The sequence below is a fragment of the Terriglobales bacterium genome (genome assembly GCA_035764005.1).
Taxonomy (GTDB): Bacteria; Acidobacteriota; Terriglobia; order Terriglobales; family Acidobacteriaceae; genus Gp1-AA112.
Genome location: DASTZZ010000003.1, coordinates 61555 through 82109 on the forward strand (window position 1 = coordinate 61555; position 20555 = coordinate 82109).

At 56.6% G+C, this 20555-nt stretch carries 13 protein-coding genes; 4 read left to right on the forward strand and 9 right to left on the reverse strand.

All coding sequences use genetic code 11. The annotated features are described in order from the left end of the window. Nucleotides 1-17: 17 nt before the first annotated feature. From VFU50_00320 to VFU50_00335, 4 genes are all read right to left on the reverse strand, one after another. Nucleotides 18-1637, reverse strand: coding sequence for an adenylate/guanylate cyclase domain-containing protein (locus VFU50_00320; GenBank protein ID HEU5231271.1), 1620 nt, complete (start codon nt 1635-1637; stop codon nt 18-20). Nucleotides 1638-1640: 3 nt separating this feature from the next. After that, nucleotides 1641-3698, reverse strand: coding sequence for a protein kinase (locus tag VFU50_00325; GenBank protein ID HEU5231272.1), 2058 nt, complete (start codon nt 3696-3698; stop codon nt 1641-1643). Nucleotides 3699-4405: 707 nt separating this feature from the next. Further along, the gene (locus VFU50_00330) at nt 4406-6559 is read right to left on the reverse strand and encodes a glucan 1,4-alpha-glucosidase (GenBank protein HEU5231273.1); all 2154 of its coding nucleotides are present in this window, start codon (nt 6557-6559) and stop codon (nt 4406-4408) included. 556 nt (nt 6560-7115) lie between these two features. Next, a complete protein-coding gene (locus VFU50_00335) occupies nt 7116-9191 on the reverse strand; it encodes a S9 family peptidase (protein ID HEU5231274.1) in 2076 nt (691 codons plus the stop codon). Nucleotides 9192-9793: 602 nt separating this feature from the next. Between VFU50_00335 and VFU50_00340 the strand changes: the two genes are divergently transcribed. Both VFU50_00340 and miaA read left to right on the forward strand, forming a co-directional pair. Further along, on the forward strand, nt 9794-10657 hold the full coding sequence (locus VFU50_00340) for an ABC transporter ATP-binding protein (GenBank protein ID HEU5231275.1): 864 nt from the start codon (nt 9794-9796) through the stop codon (nt 10655-10657). A gap of 309 nt (nt 10658-10966) precedes the next feature. Beyond that, nucleotides 10967-12043: a tRNA (adenosine(37)-N6)-dimethylallyltransferase MiaA gene (miaA, locus tag VFU50_00345; GenBank protein ID HEU5231276.1), complete on the forward strand. Its 1077-nt coding sequence runs from the start codon at nt 10967-10969 to the stop codon at nt 12041-12043. Here miaA and VFU50_00350 read toward each other — a convergent pair. The 5 genes from VFU50_00350 to VFU50_00370 all read right to left on the reverse strand — a co-directional run bounded on the left by VFU50_00350 (nt 12034) and on the right by VFU50_00370 (nt 17396). Continuing rightward, nucleotides 12034-14487, reverse strand: coding sequence for an exo-beta-N-acetylmuramidase NamZ domain-containing protein (locus tag VFU50_00350; GenBank protein ID HEU5231277.1), 2454 nt, complete (start codon nt 14485-14487; stop codon nt 12034-12036). The genes miaA and VFU50_00350 overlap by 10 nt on opposite strands. A 317-nt stretch (nt 14488-14804) precedes the next feature. Next, nucleotides 14805-15713 (reverse strand): CoA-transferase, encoded by a 909-nt coding sequence (locus tag VFU50_00355; protein ID HEU5231278.1) that lies wholly within the window; start codon nt 15711-15713, stop codon nt 14805-14807. A gap of 61 nt (nt 15714-15774) precedes the next feature. Next, nucleotides 15775-16275, reverse strand: a complete 501-nt coding sequence (locus tag VFU50_00360) for a hypothetical protein (protein ID HEU5231279.1) — start codon at nt 16273-16275, stop codon at nt 15775-15777. Further along, the gene (locus VFU50_00365) at nt 16272-16550 is read right to left on the reverse strand and encodes a hypothetical protein (GenBank protein HEU5231280.1); all 279 of its coding nucleotides are present in this window, start codon (nt 16548-16550) and stop codon (nt 16272-16274) included. The genes VFU50_00360 and VFU50_00365 overlap by 4 nt, the downstream gene beginning before the upstream one ends. Nucleotides 16551-16559: 9 nt before the next feature. Beyond that, nucleotides 16560-17396 (reverse strand): enoyl-CoA hydratase/isomerase family protein, encoded by an 837-nt coding sequence (locus VFU50_00370; protein HEU5231281.1) that lies wholly within the window; start codon nt 17394-17396, stop codon nt 16560-16562. Nucleotides 17397-17425: 29 nt separating this feature from the next. Here VFU50_00370 and VFU50_00375 point away from each other — a divergent pair, with 29 nt between their 5' ends. Both VFU50_00375 and VFU50_00380 read left to right on the forward strand, forming a co-directional pair. Beyond that, nucleotides 17426-17929 (forward strand): hypothetical protein, encoded by a 504-nt coding sequence (locus VFU50_00375; protein ID HEU5231282.1) that lies wholly within the window; start codon nt 17426-17428, stop codon nt 17927-17929. A 188-nt stretch (nt 17930-18117) separates the two neighbouring features. After that, complete coding sequence (locus VFU50_00380) at nt 18118-20379, forward strand: transferrin receptor-like dimerization domain-containing protein (protein ID HEU5231283.1); 2262 nt, start codon at nt 18118-18120, stop codon at nt 20377-20379. Nucleotides 20380-20555 lie beyond the last annotated feature (176 nt).

Below are 20555 nucleotides of genomic sequence, written 5' to 3' on the forward strand. Positions count from 1 at the left end.
AGTACCGACGCATTCACCTATCGCTTGGCAGCTTTGGCTTTGCGCCATTCCACGCTGAAGCAACGCACAGGCTTTGTTTTGCCCTTCAGTCGGAGCGGTTCCAGGGCGCGCAGGGGGAACTTCTCAGGCGAGAGTTCCGCCGCGGTATGTTGAGAAATGATGATCTTCCCCGAGGAGGCGCTCGCCATCAATCTTGATGCAGTATTCACCGTGTCCCCGATTACCGTGTAGTCGATTCGTTTTGGCGAGCCAATGTTCCCAGCGGTGACAATTCCCGTATTGACACCGACGCCGACGCGAATCTCGGGCCACTCACGCTCTGCGGCGTCACGATTCAATTCCGCCACAAGCCGCTGAATCGCTTGCGCGGCGCGTACCGAGTTCTCCGCATCATTGCCCTTGCTGACGGGCGCGCCGAAAACGGCCATCACGCCGTCGCCCAGAAACTTATCCAGCGTGCCACCGTGATCGAAGATGATCTCAGTAAAGTGGGTGAAATAGTGATTCAAGATTTCGACCACCTTCTCCGGCTTCATCTTTTCGCTCAGAGTAGTGAAGTCGCGGATGTCGGCAAAGAGGACGCTGACCTTTTGATTTATGCCGCCGAGGCGCACGTCCTGCGGATTTTTTGCCACCATCTCCACCACTTCGGGTGCAAGAAATCGTTCCAAAGCGGTACGCTGGGTAACTTGCTGCGCAATTTGTTCATGCGCTGTGAGCGTGTCGATGGCTGCTCCCGCTTGCGTTGCTAATAAGGCGAACACGTTCCACTCATCCTGCGTGAATGCATGAGGACGAGCGAGATTGTCGACGTAAAGAATTCCGAACAACTTTCCTCGTCCCAGCAGAGGAGCGCACATGGCCGAGCGCAGACCTGCAATCCGCATGCTTTCGCTGCCGGTAAAGCGCTCGTCGGTGTCAGCATCGGTTACCAGAATGGGCTTCTGTTCCTCGCGAATGCGTTCCAGAATGGCACGACTCAGTATGATGTGCGGTTGCGTGCCTCCATTTGTGATGGGCTGGCGATACCGAACTTCGCTCTGGCGAGCAACCTCGCCGTTTTCATCGAAGAGCATCATGAATCCGCGCTCCACACCTTCAATGCGGAATGCGAAGTTCATCACCTGCTCAGAGATTTCGTCGAGCGCGAGCCTGGAGCTGAGCGCGATTCCGGCGTCGTAGACCATGCTCAGCAGTTGATTCTCGCGCTCCAACCGTTCGATCTGGTGAGTCAGCTCTGACGACACTTGTCCCGCGACCTTCGTCGCAATGTCCTCAGCCCGGTTGCGGCGCAGGACTTTATTCAGCGTGGAAAGCAGATCGGAGCTTTTGATCAGAATTCCGGAATCGCGTACTTCCTCGTAGCGCAGCTCGTAACATCCGAGTTTGGCGACATCGCTGTCTTGCAGTTGCCATTCATCCACACGCTGTCCGCCGACAATGATCCCGTTTGTACTGTCCCGGTCGGCAATGAACGCTTTCCCGTTTTGGACCTTGATGACCGCGTGAAAGCGGCTGACGCTACTGTCTTGCAGCACAAGATCATTGGCTGATCCGCGGCCGATGCTGACCACAGGCTTGGTTAATTCGAGGACGCCGCGCTTGCCATCTGGGCCTGAGATGATAATGCGGCTCATAGACTATTGTTGCGGTTCGAGCAATGCTTCGACTTTGCTGATCTTCCCTGGTTCCACGTGAACAATCTGCTTAACGGGCTTATATCCCTGCTCGCGGAGTTCGATCGCGTAATCGCCGGGCGCAAACGCGTCGTGCGCCGGAGTCGCGATTTGTGCGGCACGTCCGTGGATGAAAATGCGCGCACCCGGAGGGCTGCTGACGAAATCAATCACGCCTTTGGCGCGAAAGCCGCCGCCGAAAAGCTTCGACAGTCGTGAGGCACTACCCGCCTGCGGCGCACCTGCAGGATTCAGCATCGGATGAAATTGGTAGATCTGGCCTTTTTTTACATCGGCATTCAATTCTGCGCTGCGGAAGCCTTCCAAACGGACCAGAACGTTGTGCTCGCCTTCGGCGACCGGAATCTGCGCTGGGGTCGCACGAGTGGTATCGTGGCCGTCGATCTCAATCTCTGCTCCCGGCGGCTCGCTGGTGATCGCGATCGCCGTAGTAATCGGCACAAGGTTGACCCTGTAAGAAGAACTCTTTGACCCGATTTCAAATGTACGTGTCTCTGGCGAGTAGCCAACCTTCGTGAAGACTACTTCGTGCGAGCCTGGAGTGATATCGGAGGTTGTGAACGGCGTCACCCACGCTTCACTGGACTGGCCGTCAATCTGGATGAACGCACCTTCAGGATTGGAACGGAATCTGACTTCCCGCTTCCCATTCTGAGGCTTAGTTTCTTTCACCTCAGCTTCTTCCAAATGTGGTTGATCGGCCTTTACTTCGCTCTTTGGAGCCGTCACTGGCGTACTCGCAGCTGCATTTGGCGGTTCCTGAACTCCTGTCTTTACAGCCTTGGCGGTGGGCTCGGGAGTTGTTTTTGCAGGCTGAATAGGCGTCGTCGGCAGCGGTGCGGGAACACTCAGTTGTGCAACCATCGCCGGAAGCTGTGTGGCAGGAGCGCGATGCTTCACGCGATATAACCCTGCCATGACCACGACAATCGCAACTGCAAATGCGGTGAGGGCCAGCACATTTTTATCGCGTAGACGACTGGGACGCACGCCGGCGCGCCTCATCATTCCCGTCGTTTGCTTGATTGTCTGTCGGCGAAGCGTTCCTGAGCTCGCCGGTCCTGCTCCATTGCCATTGGACGAAGCAGTCGATCTCCAGGTTCCCGTCGGCGGTCCAACCGGCTGAGTCGCCTGCACCCGCACCGAATTGGGAATGACGGAAGTGTCTTCGCCTTCGGCGCCGATCGAGCGGTAGTTCGCAAGATCGCGCGCCAGGTCGGCGGCGCTCGTATAGCGCTCCGTCGGGTCCTTCGACAGGCAGCGCGCAATGACTGCGCTCAGCCCAGGATGGACGCTCGCTTCTTTATCGCTCGGAGCAACGGGATTCTCGTTGACGATCTTGTAAATAATCGTCGTCACGTTCTGGCCGGCAAACGGACGCTCGCCGGTAGCCATCTCGTACAGCACTACACCGAAGCTGAAAAGATCGGCGCGGCCATCGAGGTCCAGTCCCTTCACCTGCTCGGGCGCCATGTAATTCGGCGTGCCCAGCACCTGGCTGGTGTTGGTCATCGTGCCCGCGGCTTTGGAGATACCGAAATCCATGATCTTGGCCACGTTCTGGCGCGTAATCATGATGTTCGCCGGCTTAATATCGCGATGAATCACCTTCATCTGGTGCGCGTACTCGAGCCCGGCACATACCTGAACGCCGATCTCGACGATCTGCTCAGCCGGCAGAACGCGCTTTTGCATCATCAGCGATTGAACCGTTTCCCCTTCCAGGTACTCCATCGCGATGTAGAAGAGGCCATCGACTTCGCCGGCGTCGTAGATGGTGACGATGTTGGGATGATTCATCAGGCCGGCGGCCCGAGCTTCGTTCTTGAAGCGGCGGAGCATTTCCTCGTGCTCCATGCCATGCACGTCGACGCGCATGGTCTTGAGCGCGACCGCGCGGCCGATGTTGGGGTCCACCGCGCGGTACACGAGTCCCATCGCGCCGCGGCCCAACTCACTCACGATTTCGTAACGTCCGATCTTCTCTACTGTAGGCACCATACGTTTCTTGACGGACGAATGCGCCGATCTGGGCGGCGCTTCCAGCCTGATGCAAGCTACTGATATTTCACGGGTTTCGAGCGATCTTCTGCTCAAAAAGAGGAGTCCCGACCCGCAACTTACAGCAGCAACTGTTGAAATTCAATGGAATCAGCAGCCTGGCAGGTTACCAATGTGTAGGAGACAGAAAAAAGACTTCGGAGCCGTGAGCCCGGCGAGGCGAGAACGTCCTAAAAACCTTTTCGCTGAGAACAGCCTAAAGAACAGCGTACGTTTTTGGACTTTGCTGCTTTCTGCCCATTTTTCGCAAATTTCGCAAAAATAACAGCGTAAAAACAGCGTATTTCCCTCTATCACCGCGACGCCACTCACTGCAAAAATGGTTTGGCGTTAATCTGCCCAGCAAACATGAAAGCTAGCTCGGATTCTCAGCGTAAGAAAACAATCATCCTCGTGCTTGCAAGACCAGCCCGCATTGGTTGATCTCAGCCGAAAGCCCTGAATCGAGGACCTCTGGCTTCCGGTTCGCCTCGGCCGTTCATTGCGTCCGCCAGCTCTGAGATTTCCCCTCTGCGCCGCGCGCCCCACATATTCCGTGCTATCACAGCTCCCCCGCGAAAAGCAAGCGAAAGCTTGCACTGCGGCGGATTCACACTTGTGCTCGGTAACGGGGGACACGCGCTGTGCCAGGAGCGCGTTACGACGACTCAGCGGGTAACTGCGGTTGTCGTATTCGATTGGCCGGAATTGCTGAGACTCGCCTTGCGCAGCTGCTGGAAATGTTCAGCGACCACCGCCGGAGTCTCCGGCAGCTTTTTCTCCTCGGCGGCGACGGCGAGGCGTACAAACTGCGCGCAGGTCCAGTTCAGGGGGGTAGCCGAACCGGTCCCCTCGCCCATCTGGAAGCGCGACGGGTCAGGCGAGTCCTTGCGATCCCATACCTGTTCCCCCAGCATGTGGCCAGCGTTCGCCATCTTCTGCATGGCGTCGAGATAAGGCGACGGATCCAGCCCCGACGCAACCGCATACTCGCCGCGCTCGCCCACCAGCAACACCCAGAGTCGTCCCACTCCAACTTCGTTATAGCCATGCCCGTCCACCTGTTCGCCATAGCCGTCATGGTTATAGCGATACCAAACCGGACCATTCGGCGTATCGACCTTGATCACGGTATCCACTACACCGAGTGATTTCGCGATCAGCGGATCGCTTGCCGGACGAATTCCCAGGCGCACCAGCTCGAGGAACCCGGCATCAACAATCTCGCGCTCATCCCAGGTGCCGCCTTTGTTGGCGATGTTGATCATTTCGCCGGCGTTCGGATCGCCGTGCTGGGTCAAGCGGAGGTAGTAGCGATCGGCGTATTTGCCGTTGGTCGTAACCGTCCAGCCTTCGAGTTTGTTCGACCAGTCATCGGCGAGATTCAGCCACGCAGTGCGGGACGCGTCATCGTGATCCATCTGCGCGATCTTCGCCGCGCAGATCAAGCCGGCAATCTCGGCAGCGATAGTGGAAGGGGAATATCCGGACTGCTCTTCCCAGCGCTCCTGCGGCGACGCCGGGCCATTCTTCGCGATAAAGTTCGCCGCCGGCTTTACATGCTTGTCGTAGGTCTGCGAGTCGGTGCGGCCAAGCTGCCAGGCAAGAATCAGCGGATAGGCAACTTCGTCCATCTGCAGCGAGCCCCAGAATGGACGGCCGTCAAGCCACGAGTTTTGCGGAAACGAGCCGTCCGGCTTCTGCTGCACGTTGAACAAATAGTTCAGCGCGCGATCCGCGGCTTCTTTGTCTCCCATGGCATAAAACGCGGTAGCAACTTCGTACAGGTCCCGAGACCAAACCAGGTGATAGCCGCCGACCGACGGCTGATCCGCATCGGTTTCATCTCCCCAAGGAATCGTCAGCGAGGCCGCGCCGGCCCCACGATAGGTCTTATCTTCATGCGCCTTCATCACCATCGCTGCAATTTGATATTGATCGCGATACTTCGGATCGACCTGCTTCAGCGTTTCGATCCAATCACGCCATCCCTTCGCGTATTCGGTGTACGCGTGCTCGAAGCCTTTCTGCAGCGACTTGCGGGCAGTGTCGATCGCAACTTCTCCCTCAGAGCCGAAAGCAAGCGCGATGGTGAAGTTCACGTCTTTTGTCGCTGCCTGCGGAAGCTCCGCGACCTGCACTACATTCCCATCCTGGGCGCGCGCAAATGTGTTTTTGAGCGCGAAGTCTTTCTTCAGTTCAGTAAATCCGTCGCTGGTTCCGAAGTATCCACTGGTCGTCTTCACGAAGGGCAGGCTGCTCGCGAGCGCAGAAGCAATGCCGTTGTCTGAGGCGACCAGTACATCGTCAACGCTGTATCCAGTGTCGTGCATGCCGCTGTTGTTGATCGAGGGATCGTAATAGACGTAGAGCTGCACCGGCCCGGATTTGAGGCGTTGAAATCTCACTTGAATTAAGAGCGTGTCGTGTTCCGGATCGGTGATGTAAGTCTTCGTAATCCGATAATGGCCGGCCTTGGAGGTATTCACCTGCCGGAAGCTCAGTACTTCCGTGTCCGGCACTTCGATTTGGTGCGTGGTATCGACCGACTCCTGCTCCAACCAACTCTTGCCGTCGGTCACAACGAAGTCCAGCAAACGCGTGTTGGCCTTGTCGACAGTCGGGTAGTAGACCTCGTTCAGCGCGCCGTCGCTTCCCAGCGTGTACCAAACGTGAGAAGCCAATGAATTGGAAGTACCAACTCCCTGTTTGTTCCCATTGGTCCAGTGCGCCATTTGGCCGGGAGCGCCGGGAGCGACCTGAGCGTTGAGAGCGGCTAAAAGAAAAATGGGAAAAAAGAAGGAGAGACAACTACGACGCATGAGCCAGATTGTGGCATAGCCGTGAGGAGGGTCGCAATGAACGGGCCTGTTTGTTGGGGATCGGGAAGAGAGACAGAACCGGCGCCGGTAGGCGCTGGCAATTTCTTAACTGCAGTCCATGGCAAAAACAACGTCACCTCGCGCGGAGTTTTTCCCACCTCCCTGTACTGAACCGCAGTCTAAGGCCCGGTGTTTTCTGTTTATCTGCCTACCCCAAGATTGAAGGTGGTCCTAAGGTTTGGTCGAACAAGGGAAAAAGGCCCAAAGGGCCGAAAGATGCTCAGCCCAGCGGCGTAAGCCCTGGGCAAGAAAAATCGCGCGGCATGAGCCCTGAAAGGGCGGCATCGCTCACGTTACCGAACCAGGAATTCATCAGCACAACAGCAATCGCGCAGGAGAGATCGCATAACCATTAACGAGGTATCCCGATATGGGAATGTCATAAATGCCGCCCCTTCGGGGCTCGATTCCGTTGGTGTTGTCCCAGGGCTTACGCCCTGGGCTGCTCTTCTTTCGGCCTTTCAGGCCTGTCATTCTTTGATTGGCTGTGCGTCACTCACCGCGGCTTCACCCACTGATCCACCCAATCATTCACAGTCTTGTACCAAAGCCGGCTGTTTTGCGGTTTCAGCACCCAATGCCCTTCGTCGGGGAAATACAGCATCTTCGACGGAACTTTCAGCAGCTGCAGCGTGGTGAAGAGCTGAAATCCTTCTGAGACATCGAGGCGGTAATCAAGCTGGCCATGCACGACCAAAGTTGGTGTCTTGAATTTGGGCGCTGAAAGATTCGGCGACCATTTCTTATACGTCGTCGGATTCGTCCAGGGCGTGCCTTTGAATTCCCAGATGTTGAACCACAGCTCCTCGGTAGTTCCAAAAGCGGAAACGTCGTTGAACATGCCGTCGTGCGAGACCAGGCACTTGAAGCGATTCGTATGGCCGAGCAGCCAATTGATCATGTATCCGCCATAGGAAGCGCCGAGCGCGCACTCGCGGTCTTTGTCGATGAATGGGTAGGTCTTCTCGACATAGTCGAGACCGCGCATGAGATCGACATACGGCTTGCCGCCCCAATCCCCATTTATTTCGTCGATAAACTTTTGTCCGTAGCCGGTAGAGCCGCGTGGATTGATCATGACGACTACATATCCATTTGCTGCAAACAGCTCGGGATTCCAGCGGTAAGACCAGTCGTCTCCCCATGCGCCCTGCGGGCCACCATGGATGAGGAACTTCATCGGATATTTATTCGCCCCGCTGAAGCCCGGAGGCTTCAACAAAAAGCCTTGGACTTTGGTCTTGTTCGCTCCCGTGAACTCAAATGACTCCAGGGGAGTCATGTCGACTGCCGAGAGTACTGCGTCGTTTACGTGGCTAAGCTGCTGAGCTTCGGCGATTCCTGAACTGGGAATCGGAGCTTTATAGATCTCGTTCGGAGCCGCAATCGACATGCGGCTGAAGAAGATGGTGTGACCGTCGGGCGCGATTGCCGGCTCGTCGTTGAAGCCCGCGATCACCTTCTGCGGCTCGCCTCCGTTCACTGCTACACGCCACAGCGGCGCTGTCCCGTGATCCTCGCTGACAAAGTAGATGGCCGAAGAATCCGGAGCCCAGGCGAAAGCTTCCACCCAGCGATCAAAATTCTTTGTCAGGCCGGTGGTTGTCCCGCTCTTGCGGTCGTAAAGAAAGAGGCGAAAGCGATCGCTCTCGTATCCTGCCCGCGCCTGTGAGCGATAGGCGATGTAACGGCCATCGGGCGAGTAGAGCGGCGTGGAGTCACTGCCCGGACTGCTGGATATCTTCTTCGGAGTTCCTCCCGTAATGGGAACTATAAAAACTTCGTTGTTCGTGCTCGTTGCCTCGACCTCGTCGATGTTGCTGGTGAAGGCGACCTCCTGCCCGTCGGGAGAAATGGCATAGAGGTCCTGGCCGCCGAGGCTGAAGGGCGGCACGTCATGATCGCCGGGAGTGATGTCCACCGGCGTGCCTCCCGCGGCGGGAACCACAAACAGGTGGCTGCGCTTGAAACGCGTGTAGCTCGACCAATGACGGTAGAAGAGCCGCGTGAAAATCTTGGCTTTCACCGGCGACTTGGCTAATGTCTCATCGCGGCTTCGGTTGCAGGCGTCGTCTTTGCAATCGGGATAGACCTCAGAGACGAACAGAATGTTCTTGCCGTCCGGAGACCAGAGCGCTCCGTCAGCTTCGGTGGAGAGTGAAGTAAGCTGGTGCGCCTCGCCGGCCAGAGTGCCAGATTGGGAATCGAAACCCGAGACCCAGATCTGTTCTCCTCCTACGGCTGCCGACGTGTAGAGGATGCTCTTGCCGTCCGGAGAAAAACGTCCGCGATTCTCGCCCGCCTGCCCGGTCGTAAGCTGCCGCGATTCCCCGCCCGCAGCGGGAACGATCCACAAATGCGGCCTGCGCGTGTTCTCGGCGAGATTTACGTGCACGGCGGAGAAGATGACCCAGCGTCCGTCGGGCGAAACCTGCGGATCGCCAATGCGCTTCAGCGCCATCATGTCTTCGAACGTGAACGGATGCTTCTGCGGGGGGGAACTCGATTGCGGTGCAGGTTGAGCCAGTAGCAGAGTGCTAAGAGCACAGCACAGAACAAGTGTGCGAAACATGGAGTCTCCGGAGAAGCAGGGTACAGGGAACAGGGGACAGGTTACAGGAAGAAGGCTCTTCTACAGCATGTTTCCAGTTGCTGTAGTCGAGAAATCTGCTTACGGCGGTTTCTTGTGACTGTAGTCCGCCGAAATCGTCGCACTGGAGCTCATTCACCTCAAGTTGTGGAGAAGTCCCGCCAATCGGCGGGACGCGTGCAAGTAGCCCGCCATGCAGCGAAGCGGAATGGCGGGTGAGAAGAAAGAACGGATTGAGTCCGGCTTTCAGCCGGACGACTGAGAATCTCGGGTTTTGAATTGGGAATGAGGAATAGCCCACATTCTCATTCGTCCGGCTAGACGCCGGACTCCGAATCGTAATCACCGTTACCCACCATTCCGCTTCGCTGCATGGTGGGCTACTTCCACGCGTCCCGCACAAAACGCGGGACTCGGGCGGTGCGGGGACACACGAAGTCCACGCAATGTGGCATTCACGAAAGACCTCGCCTTCTGCTCTTTGTGTCTACACGAACAACAAAATGCTCTCATTTTCCTCCGTGCTCTCCGTGTCTCCGTGGTGAAAACCGCAATGAATGTGTTATGAATGCGAGTCCGCCAATATGCCGCTGCTGAGCGTAGAGCACCTCGACATCAGTTTTGGCCCGAGCCGCGCCGTGCGTGATCTGAGCTTCGCGATCGAATCCGGCGAGGCGCTTGGGTTAGTCGGCGAATCCGGCAGCGGGAAGTCGGTCACGTCGCTGGCAATCATGAGGCTGCTGGTTCCACAAGCGCGCGTGAGTGGCAGCATTCGGTTTGCCGCAGAAGAATTGCTGACCGCTCCGGAAGAGAAGATGCGCGAGTTGCGCGGAAAAGCGATGGCGATGATCTTCCAGGAGCCGATGACCGCCCTGAATCCCCTGATGCGCGTCGGAGATCAGGTTGCCGAGGCCGTGCTCGCTCATGAGCGCGTCAGTCGAAAAGAAGCCTTTGACCGAGCTGTGGCAGCGCTTACCGACGTTGCCATTCCCGATCCTGCAAGTCGCGCACGCGACTATCCTCACCAGCTTTCGGGCGGGCAGAGACAGCGCGTCATGATCGCCATGGCCATCGTGAATCGTCCGCAACTGCTGATTGCCGACGAACCTACGACTGCTCTCGACGTAACCGTGCAGGCGCAGATCCTCGAGTTGCTGGCGCATTTGCGCGAGAGGTTTTCGCTATCGATGCTCTTCATCTCGCACGATCTCGGCGTCGTCTCGCAGGTTTCCGATCGTGTAGCGGTGATGTATCGCGGGCAGATGGTGGAAAGCGGCAGCGCGCGCCAGGTCTTCACTGCCCCTGCGCATGAGTACACTCGCGGACTGCTCAACGCGATCCCCACGTTGCGCAGCCGGCGAGACCGTGCGTTGGCGATGGTGGAAGCACGGCAATATGCCGATGTGCCGTTGAAAGAAGTTGAAGCCGGTCACTGGGCGAGAGTTTGACGAAGCCGCTACGGGTCGGAGGCATTGCATGGCGGGGCCCCGACTTCAACAGGCTGCGGAAAAATGCAAAAGAGAACCGGCGACGGTAGCCGGTGGGTCGGAGGGCACCGAAAGGCGAACTCCGAACCCGATGATACTGCCAGCAATTGCGCAGAAACGCAGCCGCAACACACGCGGCTGCCCCGCCGCCTACCGGCGTCGGTTCCGTTACCCTGGTCGCGCTTGTCGGCCGCGCGCTGCTGCCCGGCGGTTCTGTTTCTCCTTCCCTCAAATCAATTTTTCTGAAACGATTCTTTCGGGCTAATTGCTATGCAGCCATTGTTGCTCGTCATCCTCGGACCGACCGCGAGTGGAAAAACCGCGCTGTCGCTGAAGCTCGCCGAAGAGCTTGAGGGGGAGATCGTAAGTTGCGACTCAGTGGCTGTGTATCGCGAACTCGAAATTGGCACCGCGAAGCCGTTGAAGCAAGAGCGCCAAAGGATTCGGCATCATTTAATCGATGTTGCGGCGCCTTCAGAGGAGTTGACGGCTGGCGACTACTCGCGCATGGCGCGGGAGGCGATTGCTGACATCCATGAACGTGGTCGGCTGCCGATTGTAGTTGGTGGAACCGGGCTGTACCTCCGGGCGCTGATCGAGGGCCTGTTCGAAGGACCTCAACGCTCCGAGCAGCTGCGCATCCGGCTGCGTCGCAAGGCAGATCAAAGGACAGTGGCACATCTGCATCGCGTTCTGGAACGGTTGGACCCTGACGCTGCAGCAAAAATTCATCCTAATGACACCCCGAAACTCATTCGTGCCATTGAAGTGTGTTTGCTCGCCGGCGAGAGGCTCACTGCGATGTGGGACAAAGGACGAGATCCACTCACCGGCTTCCGCATCTGCCGCATCGGACTCGAGCCTCCGCGAAATGATCTGTATGCGCGTATCAACGCGCGTTGCGCGGCCATGTTTGATTCGGGTTTGATAGAAGAAACGAGGCGCCTGCTTACCGCATACCAATCTCCCGATTTCGTTTCGACTGCCGATCTCCGGCCTGTCGCTCGGGCGCTTGGGTCGCTCGGCTACAAACAAGCGGTGCAGCTTCTGCGCGGAGAGCTGTCGCAACAAATGGCGATCCTGGAAGCCCAGCAGGGCCATCGCAATTACGCGAAAAGACAGCTCACGTGGTTTCGGCGGGAGCCCGACGTGAAGTGGTTCCCTTCGTTTGGCGATGATCCTGATCTACAGCGAGAGCTCTCACAGCTGGTGATCGAACAACAGGGTAACGCGGAAGAACCTCTTCACCGCATTCTGGCGGGAGATGTCTCAGAAGGTCCTTCGTCCAGGATGCGGGCTGAGGATGAGATATCTAAAGAAGATGCCGCCGGGGCGGATCATTTGTAGATCAGGTACTTTTCCCGAATTGGGCGGAAGCTCTCCAAAGCTTCATTCCACTTGGAAGAGATAAAGCGCGGATCCACTCCCAGGTTCAGATCCTCCATCGTTTCCTGATTGGCGACGATGGTCATCATTTTGTCCATGCGGAAATCATTGGGATAGAGCTTATGAAGCGCGGCGGCAAGCTCAATGCCCAGCTCCGGTGAGTCGAGCGTCAGGCGATTGACTACCACCATGTTCACGCCTCCGCATAGTTGATTCGCATACACCGCCGATTTGGGCGTGAAGCTGTACGGAATAAAGCGAACTCCTGAGATGTGCCGTGCGTTGAGGTAAGTCGAGAGCTCCTGCGGTTTGATCCATGGAGCGCCAAGGACCTCGAACGGAGTATCAGTTCCGCGGCCCACGGAAACATTTGTTCCTTCGACGAGCGCAACGCCCGGATAGAGTGTGTTCTCGGTTAGGTTGCGCAGGTTCGGCGATGGATTCACCCACTGCTGGCCGATGGAGTCGAACCAATCTCCGCGCTGCCATCCTTGCATCGGAACCACCGTGAGCTTGGCGCCGAGCTTCTGTTCGCCGTTGAACAATTGCGCGAGTTCGCCGATCGTCATTCCGTGGCGCGATGGAATCATGTAGTAGCTGACGTAGTTGCGTTTGTCTGGATCGGCAATTGGGCCGGAGATCATCGATCCCGTTATGGGATTCGGACGATCGAGAACGATGACGTCGGCGCCGGTCTGCGCTGCAGCTTCGAGGAAGTATCCAGTTGCGGTGTCGTAAGTCCAGAATCGGACGCCGGCGTCCTGCAGATCGATGACCACAGCATCAAGTTCTTTGAGAACATCGAGCGGCGGGCGGCGCTTGGCATCGGTATCGCCGTACACGCTGTAAACAGGTACGCCGGTAGCGGCATCGGTCGCATTGTTGATGTCCGTGGTGTCAAGCTGTCCTACAGCACCGTGTTCTGGCGCAAACAGCGCCGTGAGTTTCAATCCGGGAACCGCGTTGAGGATGTCAATCGTGCGGCGGCCGCTCGCGTCCACTCCGATCTGATTCGTAAGGACGCCGATTTTTCGCGGCGGGGCGTCTCCCTGCGAGGGCTTCAGCGCGGCGAAGTTTGTGGCCTCTAATACGTCAATTCCATTCAGCACGTTTGTGTTGCGATAGCTCATGCGGCGGCTTCCCGCCATGGCTTCGTTGTATCCGGTAATCGCCAGCAGGGGATGCTTGCCATGAAGCTCCGCGCCAAGATCGAGCGTCGTTGCCACTACATTTGCGACTTTACTGCGTAGCGCAACGACCGAGTGTCCGACGTGAGGATGCACGGCGTTGGTCAACAGGATGACGTAGGTATTCGTGTATGGATCGATCCAGATCGACGTGCCGGTAAATCCCGTGTGCCCGAACGATCCAATCGGCAAGAGTTCGCCGCGATTCGAGGAGAAGGCCGAATCAATGTCCCATCCCAGGCCGCGCAGGCTCACGGCGTCTGGCGGCTGTTGCGGGCGCGTCGCTTTGATGACGGTAAGCGATTTTAGAAACTGTTTCCGTTGCGGCTTGGCGTTGATCGCATCAATGAGAGCCTGCGCATATTTCGAAAGGTCGGCTGCGGTTGAGAAAAGGCCGGCATGTCCAGCGACTCCGCCCATGCGTCGTGCTGTTGGATCATGGACGACTCCGCGCAGCATCTGACCATTCTCGTCATATTCCGTCGGCGCGATGCGGCTGCGCCACGATGGTGGCGGCAGGAACCGCGTGTTCTTCATCCCGAGAGGCTGAAACACGAATGCGTCTGCGTACTTGTCGAGCGGCATCTTGGAGATGCGCTCCACCAGAAACCCGAGCACTTCAAAATTGATGTCGCTGTAGCGGAAGTTCGATCCGGGAGGCGTGACAAGCGCCGACCCGAAAGCCATCTGCTGGGCGGTTTCCTCTCCGCTCCATGGAATCTTTAGATCAAGATCTTCCGGCAATCCGGAATAGTGCGTCATCAACTCGCGGATTGTGACGTACTCCTTCCCATTTTGGGCAAATTCTGGAAGGTAAGTCGCCACTGGATCGTTCAGCCGAATCTCTCCAAGCTCCAACATGCGAAGCACCGACGGTGTCGTAGCGACTACTTTCGTCAGCGAGGCAACGTCGAAGATCGTGTCCAGAGTCATGCGCTCTCGGGTAGGCTCGAGCGATCGCATTCCGTAGGCCTTCTGGTAAACGACTCGCCCGTGATGCCCAACCAACACGACCGCGCCCGGACACTGCTGATCCTCGATGGCATCTTCGATGACGTTATCGAGGACCTTGAATTGCGAAGCTGCCGGCGTCTTGCCACTTCGTGGAGCCCCAGGCTTTGCGAGCACCGGTTTGGGCCCATGAACTGCGGAGGTCTTTTGTGCTGAGGAGAAAGGAACAAAGAGGCCGAGAGCCAGAACTACTGAGATCAGTCGCATAGATGAGAAATGCTGATTGTGAGGCATGGGCGAACGAGGTGCAATCCGAGTGTCTTCTTAGAGTACCGGGAGCATCGCGAATTTTCGCCAATCGGAAGGTGTGTGTCGTTGGTGTACGGCATCAGAGCATCGCCGATCGAGCAATGAGGCCGGAACACAAGGTCCTTCGCGCCAACTGCAGGCGCTCAGGATGACACGGAGTATAAGTCGCCGACAGTATTGGACAACTGACGCCGTATCACCAACGCCGTGTCATCCTGAGCCCGTCTTTTGGGCGAAGGACCTTGTATTTGCTTTTCACTTCAGCGCCGACGATGTTAATAGCCAAAATCCGCCGGGGCTGAATATGCGTGCTTCTTCACTCGGAGTGCCTCAAGTCGCTCCGATCCGAGTTGTTCGAGATACTCACTCTGGTTCCGCACTCCTTCTATCCACTTCGCTTTCCACTCCACATAGTCATCCGGAGTCTTGCTTTCCGAGTGATACCTGCGGAAGAACTCGTTATCGCGGTTGTAGTAGCCCTGCACCGGGGAAGGATGAGCTCCGAATGGCTCATGTACGACAGCTGAAACCAGAAAGCCAGGAACAACAGTGCGGTTTGGATCGCTGGCGATTACGTCGCCTGACACGATCTCCTCGGCTACAACGATGACTTTCTTTGCCGCGCGCACCGCCTCCTGCATCACGCCCAGATTCCCCCAGCAGTGAGCGTTGCCTTCTTCGTCGGCGCGCTGCACGAGGACGATGGTCACGTCCGGAACAATGGCACGGACGGCGAACAGCGTCTCCTTAGGTTCAAAAGGGGAAATGATCTGATAGAAGAAATGATTTCCTTTGGGCACATCGCTACCCATTGCTGTGCGCGTCGGCAGGAAAGGCACTCCCATCGCGCCAGCCTGCAGGCCCAGAGCAACGGTGAAGTTCGTCATGTTGAAGACGCGAATTTCGCCGCTTTCGGTTGCGCGGCGGAAGTTGTAGGCCTGTCCCATCATGACGTTTCCGATCCAGGCGGCAACAACGTCTTTCACGCAACCGGCGCCGATGATCTGGTCGAAAAGACAATCCGAAATAGGACCGATGAGGCGAAGATCGCGCTTCCTCTGCCGGATGATTTCGTGTCCGGCAGCGAAAGGGATCATCTGCTCGAGTTGGAGCCCCATCGCGACCGCTGAGCCGTCGGGCACGAACTCGGCAATGGCCTCCTGCATTGAAGCAACTTTAGTCATAGATCCCGATCTTCAGACTGCACGGAGACAGGCTTGAGCGGCGGCTACGAATGGAGATGAGTCACTCCCAAAGATAAGACCGAAGATGATTGAAATTTACGACGTCGAGACCGCGCTGCTGAAGCTTTCCTGCTAGCCGGAAATCATCAGTGAGCACCAGAATCGGTCTAGCTGCGACGGCGCTTATTGAGAGATCGGCGATTCCAAGGATCCTGAGCTGTGCATCAGAGAGCAAGCGGGAAGTAGAAGTGAACTGCTCGTTCCAACGATCAATTAAAGAATAAAACAAGTTATAAAAGCCTGTTTTAGCGTGCTCAGGAAGCTGGTTGGCTAGGTTGCTAACCTCCGTTACTACGTTTGGGGTCGTCACGATTTGCTGAAATAGGCTGAGGAAATTCAGCAACGTCTCAAAATCTTCAATGAGAAACTTTTCTGTTCTCTTGAATTTTGATATCAACGTCTTTTCATAGCTGCCGATGAATAGCAGCAAAAGCAAATTCGAGTCGACCAGGACACCTTGATCACGATGTTTGTTGACCAACTCTGCCAGGCTCGTAATCATACCGTGCGCATCTTCACTGATTCAGCTTGCCCCGTTGCCGCATCAATGGTTACAACTTTGTAGTACCTCGGAATCTGGCCGAGTATCGATCTGAGATCCTTTGCCTCACTCGACCTGTCATATCCAATCGTAATCCGCCAAAACCTGCCGTCGTCGGTTCGTTCAACTTCCTCGAGTTGGACGTTGATTGGAGATTGATCATTGAACAGATCGAAAAAGTACGATTTCGCGATCTTCACTGCATCCCTGGCATCAACCACGCTGAAAGCCTCCATCCAATTTTCTCATTTGCCAGTCCATCTTGGACTGCGCTTCTCCATCCATGCCCGAATCCCCTCCTGCGCATCTTCCGTCCGGACGAGATCCTTCAAATAAATATCTTCGGCGCGTGCAAGTCCCTTTTCAAAATGGGCAGCATCCCAGGCATAGAGTGCCCGCTTGGCATTCGTCAGCGCGGCTGGGCTCAACTCCGCGAGCCGATGCACATATTCGGAAGCTGTTTCCTTTAACGTGTCGGCGGGCACCGCTCGGTTTGCCAAGCCGATTCGCTCAGCCTCGCGTCCATCGAAGCTCCGGCCGGTGAGAATCAGTTCTGCGGCGCGCTTTTGACCGACAACGGACGCAAGCGCAGCTGCGGCAACCGGCGGATAACAGCCCAGACGAATTTCGGGAAAGCCCCAATGCGCTGCATCGGTCGTAATAACGATGTCGCAGGTCATGGCCAGTTCGGCGCCCCCACCAAGGCAGGCTCCCTTCACTGCCGCTACTGTCACCTTCGGTATTTTCAGCAGTCTGCGAATCACACCATGAAACTTCTCCAACATGGTGGCGACTTTTTCTGGAGTATGCGAAGGGATGTCAACGCCAGCAGAGAAGTGTTCTCCGGCGGCCTCGATCAAAATCGTGGAAAGATCGCGGCGAGCCGCGAGTTGATCCAGTGATGCGGACAATTCATCCATCATCTGAAAATCGAGGATGTTCTGCTTTGCGTGGCTGAGCACGATTCGCGCAATGGCTCCGCCGTTCGCAGACTGCGGCATTTCGAGAGTAACTTTTTCCAAAACCGGCTTCCCTGACAACGGACGAGCATACCGTATCAGCGTGCCTACTGATGCAGTCACGCTACAATCCTCAATCTGGAGGATTGGCCATGAGCACAACTACGCCCAAAATGAAACACGAAGAATCGCTCGTTCTGCCCTTCCGGCATACCTTGGCGACGCTTGCGTATCGCGCGGCCAAGCCTCTGCGCGATGTTCCGAAGGGATTCAGCGAAGTTTGCGCCGGCAAGGGTTCAAGGTCGGCGGGAGAGATTCTGGCGCATCTTTGCGACCTGATGGACTGGGCGCTTTCCACCGCTCGCGGTAAAGAGGTGTGGCAGGACACCAGACCGAAATCGTGGAGCGAGGACAGCGGCCGCTTCTTTAAAGCACTTGAGGCACTTGATTCCTACATCGCTTCCGGACAGAAGCTGCACGCATCGTGCGAAAGCATTTTCCAAGGCGCCATTGCCGACGCGCTCACGCACGTAGGGCAAATTGCGCTCCTTCGCCGTCTGGCTGAAGCGCCAATTCGTCCGGAGAACTACTCAGTAGCGAAGATCGAAGCTGGACGAGTGGGCTCGAAGCAGAATGCGCCTGTCGCGGAGTTCTAGAGCAGCAGTCGTACAAACCTTGGGATTAACACGAAGGCCACGGAGGTTTGAAATCAAAGGTCAGGGATTTCATGCATCGTGACCTCCGTCAACCTTTGCGTCCTTCGTGTTAACCCCGGTTTGGAGCAGGCTCACCATCAATCTCAAGTACAATTCCTCCCGCTTACATTTCATCTCTGCGAGACAGCATGCGAAAACTCACTCTTGCAGTCCTTCTCTTTGCATTTTGTTTTCTCACGGTCGGTGCGACTGACGAGAACATTTATTTCGGCTACACACTGCAGTCCTCGCAAGCGGAACAAAGCTGGGAGACAAAGTTTCGGGCGCTTCCCGATTCGACACTGCAGCGCCAATACATGGAGCGGCTGAGCGCGCGGCCTCATCATGTCGGATCTCCGTATGACAAAGAGAATGCCGAATGGCTTCTCGGCAAGTTCAAAGAATGGGGACTCGACGCTCACATCGAAACCTTCAACGTCCTTTTTCCCACTCCGAAGGAGCGGATCGTCGAGCTGATCGCTCCGACTCACTTTCGCGCCAAGCTCGAGGAGCCCACGCTCGCTGTCGATCCGACCAGCGGGCAGAAATCCGAGCAGTTGCCGACGTATAACGCCTATTCCATCGACGGCGATGTAACTGCGCCTCTCGTATTCGTGAATTACGGTGTGCCCAAAGATTATGAGCAACTGGAGCGCCTCGGGATCTCCGTGAAAGGGGCGATCGTCATCGCCAAATACGGCGAGTCATGGCGCGGCGTGAAGCCCAAAGTTGCATATGAGCACGGGGCAGTGGGGTGTCTCATCTATTCCGATCCGCATGATGACGGCTATTTCGAAGAGCCGGTTTTTCCTGAAGGTCCAATGCGCCCGCCAGATGGCGTGCAGCGCGGCAGCGTGATGGACTTCATGCGCTATCCCGGCGATCCGCTCACGCCTGGAGTTGGCGCGACTCCGGATGCGAAGCGTCTTCGCCGTGAGGATGCACAGACAATTACCAGGATTCCGGTGCTGCCGATCTCCTATGCCGATGCGCAGCCGCTGCTGCAGGCACTGGCGGGGCCGATGGCTCCGCGTGAATGGCGCGGCGGCCTTCCATTGCCCTACCACGTTGGAGTTGGACCGGCCAAAGTACATCTGAAGGTAGTTTCGAATTGGGACATCAAGCCCGTCAATGACGTAATTGCCAAAATTCCGGGCGCTACCGAACCGGACATCTGGATCGTGCGCGGCAATCATCATGACGCCTGGGTGAATGGCGCACAGGATCCCATTTCGGCACAGATTGCTCTTCTGGAAGAAGCGCGTGGATTTTCACAGCTTCTCAAGCAAGGCTGGAAACCGAAGCGAACCATCATCTATTGCGCCTGGGACGGTGAAGAGCCGATGCTGCTCGGTTCCACAGAATGGGCTGAGTTCCACGCTGATGAACTGCGTCAGCACGCGGCCATCTACATCAACAGCGACGTGAACGAGCGCGGTTATCTCGAAGCCGGCGGCTCGCACTCTCTCGAGGCATTTGTCAATGAGGTTGCAAAGGACATTCAGGATCCGGAAAAACAGATTTCTGTGTGGAAGCGAAAGCAGGCAAATGAAATTGAGAGAGGAGATGCCGACGAAAAGAAGGAAGGAAGACAGCGTGCGGATCTGCGCATTGATCCACTTGGTTCCGGCACCGACTTCACTACTTTTCTCGATCACCTCGGAGTTGCATCACTCAATCTCGCTTATGTCGGAGAGGATAACGCAGGCATTTATCACTCGATCTACGACGACCTCTACTGGTACATGCACTTTTCCGATAATGAGTTCATCTACTCGCGCGCTCTGGCGCAAACCATCGGCAGCATGGTGATGCGCTTTGCCGACGCCGACGTGCTTCCGTATCAGTTCACCGATTTCGCCGACACAATGAAGAAGTATGACGACGAACTCAAGAAGCTGCTGAAAGATCAGCAGGACGACGCGAATAATACCAATCAGAAGCTCGACGATGGCGTGTACTCCGCGACATCGGATCCGAGGCATCCGACGTTGCCGCCGCCGCGTGCTGCGGTTCCACCTTTCATCAACTTCGCGCCCATCGATAACGCACTCGCAGCGCTCACTCGCGCCGCTGACAATTATCAGAAAGCAGCAAGAGCTTTGCGTGATGCGTCGCCCGGGACAGACTTCGCAGCCCTGAACCAATTACTTCTGCAGAGTGAGCGGCGTCTTACGCTGGACGAAGGACTACCGCGTCGCCCCTGGTACAAGCACATGATCTATGCTCCCGGCTGGTACACCGGATACTCACCAAAAACAATGCCCGGAGTGCGAGAGGCCATCGAAGAGAAACGCTATGCCGATGCGGATCCTGAAATCGCTAAGGTTGCCAGAGTGCTCCAGGCCGAAGCCAGCCTTCTGGATCAAGCGGCAGCAGCCGTGGATCAAATGAAGCAGCAGCATAGATAATAGAGTTGGAGACTGGTTTGTTTGCATGAAGGTCGAACGAAAATCCGATCGGGAATGTCACGGTCTGCCTTCAGTCCGCGTTCACTCTGCTTAACTAAACGATCCTCGTCCGAACCTTTGCGCGACGCGAGTTCATCACTGCCCAGACCTCTTGTCCGTGCCGTTTTCGGCTTCCT